The organism is Mesorhizobium sp. M5C.F.Ca.IN.020.32.2.1 (assembly GCF_004023105.1).
Lineage (GTDB): Bacteria > Pseudomonadota > Alphaproteobacteria > Rhizobiales > Rhizobiaceae > Mesorhizobium > Mesorhizobium wenxiniae.
In genome coordinates this window covers 1-4387 of the sequence record NZ_RZSX01000548.1, presented here as the reverse complement: position 1 = coordinate 4387, position 4387 = coordinate 1, and the positions used below count along the sequence as shown (strand labels likewise).

4 protein-coding genes are annotated in these 4387 nt (G+C 65.3%); all 4 read left to right on the top strand.

From position 1 onward, the window contains the following. Nucleotides 1-563 (top strand): aminotransferase class I/II-fold pyridoxal phosphate-dependent enzyme (locus tag EOA86_RS23960; protein ID WP_128343934.1); only part of this gene is annotated, 563 nt, incomplete at its 5' end. 46 nt (nt 564-609) lie between these two features. Next, nucleotides 610-1923, top strand: a complete 1314-nt coding sequence (locus EOA86_RS23955) for a homoserine dehydrogenase (RefSeq protein WP_128343933.1) — start codon at nt 610-612, stop codon at nt 1921-1923. Between the two features lie 238 nt (nt 1924-2161). After that, the gene (gene glpX, locus EOA86_RS23950) at nt 2162-3145 is read left to right on the top strand and encodes a class II fructose-bisphosphatase (RefSeq protein WP_128343931.1); all 984 of its coding nucleotides are present in this window, start codon (nt 2162-2164) and stop codon (nt 3143-3145) included. 61 nt (nt 3146-3206) lie between these two features. After that, the coding region (locus EOA86_RS23945; protein ID WP_128343930.1) for a DHH family phosphoesterase at nt 3207-4387 on the top strand (1181 nt) is incomplete at its 3' end.

Here is a 4387-nt window from a genome sequence, read left to right as displayed (position 1 = left end):
CGGTGCTGCAGGTGCCGGGCGCGATCGACGTGGCGGTCGAGTTCACCTCGATGTCGAAGACCTTTTCCATGCCCGGCTGGCGCATGGGTTTTGCCGTCGGCAACCAGCGGCTGATCTCGGCGCTGACCAGGGTCAAGTCCTATCTCGACTACGGCGCCTTCACGCCGATCCAGGTGGCGGCTGCGCACGCGCTCAACGGCGACGGCGCCGATATCGCCGAAGTTCGCGACATCTATCATAAGCGCCGCGACGTCATGGTCGACGCCTTCAGCCGCGCCGGCTGGATTGTCCCGGCGCCGGCGGCGTCGATGTTCGCGTGGGCGCCGATGCCGGAGCCGTTCAAGCATCTCGGTTCGCTCGAATTCTCCAAGCTTCTGATCGAGCACGCTGACGTGGCGGTGGCGCCGGGTGTCGGCTTCGGCGAGCATGGCGACGACCATGTGCGCATCGCGCTGGTCGAGAACGAGCACCGGATCCGGCAGGCGGCTCGCAACATCAAGCGCTTCCTGGCGTCCAGCGCCAAACAGCCCAACAATGTGGTGCCGCTGGCCGCACATCGTTGAGCGCCTGACACTACATCGACCAAATTCTTGGGGGGCGTCGCCGGACATGGCTGAAGCGTTGCGTGTTGGAATTGCCGGTCTCGGCACCGTCGGCGCGGCGGTGGCGCGCGTGCTGCACGACAAGGCGGCGGAACTGACGCGGCAATGCGGCCGCGAGGTCGTCGTGTCAGCCGTCTCAGCCCGTGATCGCAAACGCGACCGCGGCGTCGATCTCGGCGCGGCCAAGTGGTTCGACGATCCGATAGGAATGGCGCAGACCGCCGAGATCGACGTGTTCGTCGAGCTGATCGGCGGCGACGAGGGACCGTCGCGATCATCCGTGAAAGCAGCGCTTGAAACCGGCCGCCACGTCGTCACCGCCAACAAGGCGCTGCTCGCCAAGCATGGCGTGGCGCTGGCCGAGATCGCCGAGAAGGAGGGCGTGCTGCTCAATTACGAGGCGGCGGTGGCGGGCGGCATTCCGGTCATCAAGACGATGCGCGAGGCGATGGCCGGCAATTCGGTGACCCGTGTCTTCGGCATCCTCAACGGCACCTGCAATTATATCCTGACCCGCATGGAGGCCGAGGGCCTGTCGTTCGACGCCTGTCTGAAGGATGCGCAGCGGCTGGGCTATGCCGAGGCCGACCCGACCTTCGACATCGAGGGCCACGACACCGCGCATAAGCTGTCGATCCTGACCAGCCTTGCCTTCGGCACGCGGATTGCCGCCAACGACATCTACATGGAAGGGATTTCCAACATCAGCCAGGCCGACATCCGCGCGGCCGGCGATCTCGGCTACCGGATAAAGTTGCTCGGCGTCGCCCAACGCACGGAAAGCGGGATCGAACAGCGCGTGCACCCGACCATGGTGCCGACGGCCTCCGTCATCGCGCAGGTGCACGGCGTCACAAATGCGGTGGCCATCGAAACCGATATTCTTGGCGAGCTTTTGCTCTCCGGTCCCGGTGCCGGCGGTAACGCCACCGCATCGGCGGTGGTCGGCGACATTGCCGACATCGCCAAGAGCCGGCCGGGTTTCCAGCACGGTCCGGTCTTCGGCCTGCCGGCGAAGGAATTGCGGCCGTACAAGAAGGCGCAGATGCGCAGCCATGCCGGCGGCTATTTCATCCGGCTGACCGTGCATGACCGCATTGGCGTCTTTGCCGCCATCGCCAAGCGCATGGCCGACAACGACATTTCGCTGGAATCGATCGTGCAGCACGCCGCCGGGCCGGATACCGCCCTGCAGAAGACGGTGATCCTCGTCACCCACGAGACGACAGAAGCGGCGGTCCGCAAGGCCGTCGACGGCATCACCAAGGACGACCATCTGACCGACAAGCCGCAGGTCATCCGCATCGAGCGGGCGGAATAGGAATTCTCTTTCTCAAATCGATTGATATCGCTGCGCTTTCAAGAAAGACCCGCCCAGGTCTTGCTGTTGTCATGGAGCTTTGACACAACCGGCGCGCCTCTAACGCATCGGCCCGGAAATCGGAATCGATTTTCGGGAAAGCACGATGCGTAGTTTCAAAGACTTAGAGCGTCCTTTGCGCGTCCAATGGACGCGGCGCTCTAACCGGAGGCAATGTGCCAACGAGGATTGTCCACCGATGAACATTGCCCAGAACATCGTCGCCGGCCTTGACCGGATACTCACCATGGAACTGGTGCGTGTCACCGAACGCGCCGCGGTTGCGGCGGCCAGGTTGCGCGGACGCGGCGACGAAAAGGCCGCCGACCAGGTCGCAGTCGACGCCATGCGCGAGGAGCTCAACCGCCTCGCCATCAACGGTACGGTGGTGATCGGCGAGGGCGAACGCGACGAGGCGCCGATGCTCTATATCGGCGAAGAGGTCGGTTCCGGCAAAGGCCCGGCGGTCGATATCGCGCTCGATCCGCTCGAAGGCACGACGATCTGCGCCAAGAACCTGCCCAATGCGCTGGCCGTCATCGCCATTGCGGAAAAGGACAGCCTGCTGTTCGCGCCCGACGTCTATATGGACAAGATCGCCGTCGGCCCGGGCTATGCGGATGGCGTCATCGACATCGATGCCTCGCCGGCCGAAAACATCGCCAGCCTGGCCAGGGCCAAAGGCGTGCCGGTGCCGGAGATCACCGCCTGCATCCTCGACCGGCCGCGCCATGGCAGCCTGATCGAGGCCGTGCGCGCCACGGGCGCTGCGATCCGGCTGATCGGCGATGGTGACGTCGCCGGCGTCATCCACACCACCGATCCGGAGGAAACCGGCATCGACATCTATCTCGGCACCGGCGGCGCCCCGGAGGGTGTGCTGGCGGCGGCAGCGTTGCGCTGCACCGGCGGCCAGATCCAGGGAAGGCTGGTCCTCGACACGCCGCAAAAGGTGGCGCGCGCGGCGAAGATGGGCATCTCGGACCCGAAGCGGGTTTACCGCACCCAAGACATGGCGCGCGGCGACGTGCTGTTCGCCGCAACCGGCGTGACCGACGGCAACATGCTGGCCGGCGTCAAGTTCGGGCGCAATTCCATCACCACGCATACGATCGTGCTGCGCTCGTCGTCGCGCACCGTTCGCGAGATCAAGGCAAGGCACCAGGATTTGGAAAAGTTTTGATTCCCGACTCGGCTAGCCGTCGCATATTGTGAGAAATGACAATCCGCAGACGGCGCGTCGCATGACGGGCGAAAACCGTATCTTCCTCGATGTCAGGCAGTCGGCATCAGGTGTTTCCTGGGAACACCGGCTGACCGAGCGGCAGGACATGACTGCGCTTGCGATAGCGCAAGGCTTTGGCGTGCCGGACATCGTCGCGCGCGTCCTTGCCGGGCGCGGCGTGACCGCCGCGCAGACCGAGCGGTTCCTTGATCCGACCATCCGCGATCTTTTGCCGGACCCGGCTTCGCTGACCGACATGGACAAGGCCGCCGCCCGCATCGCTGATGCGATCGTGACCGGGGAAAGAGTGGCGATCTTCGGCGACTACGACGTCGACGGCGCGGCCTCGTCGGCGCTGCTCAAGCGCTTTCTCACGCATTTCTCCGTGCCAGCGGAGATCTATATACCGGACCGCATCTTCGAGGGGTACGGACCCAATCCGGAAGCCATGTGCGAACTTGTCTCGCGTGGCGCGACGCTGATCGTCACCGTCGACTGCGGCACCAACAGCGCTGTCTCGATCGACGCGGCGAAGGCTGCCGGCGCCGACGTCTTGGTGCTCGATCATCACCAGCTCGGCGGTCCGTTGCCGGCGGCGGAAGCGGTCGTCAATCCCAATCGCGAGGACGACCTTTCGGGGCAGGGCCATCTTTGTGCCGCCGGCGTCGTCTTCCTGGCTCTGGTGCAGACGACGAGGATCCTGCGCGGCCGGTTGCCGGATGCCGCACCACCGGACCTGCTTGGTCTGCTGGACCTGGTGGCCCTGGCGACCGTTTGCGACGTGGTGCCGCTGACCGGCGTCAACCGCGCCTTCGTGGTGAAGGGGTTGCAGATGGCGCGCCAACAGAGGAACGAGGGGTTGGCGGCGTTGGCACGGGTCTCGCGCATCGGCGAGCCGGTCAGCACCTTCCATCTGGCCTATCTGATCGGCCCGCGCATCAATGCCGGGGGGCGCATCGGCGACGCAGCACTCGGCAGCCGCCTGCTCGCCACCGACGATCCCGTCGAAGCCCGCACCATCGCCGAGACGCTGGACCGGCTCAATCAGGAGCGGCAGCAGATGGAATTGGAAATGCTGGCCGCGGCACGAGTGGAGGCTGATGCCGAGCTTGCCGGCGGCAATGGGCCGGCAATCGTCGTCACTGCCAGCTCCAACTGGCATCCGGGCATCGTCGGCCTGCTGGCCTCGCGGCTCAAGGA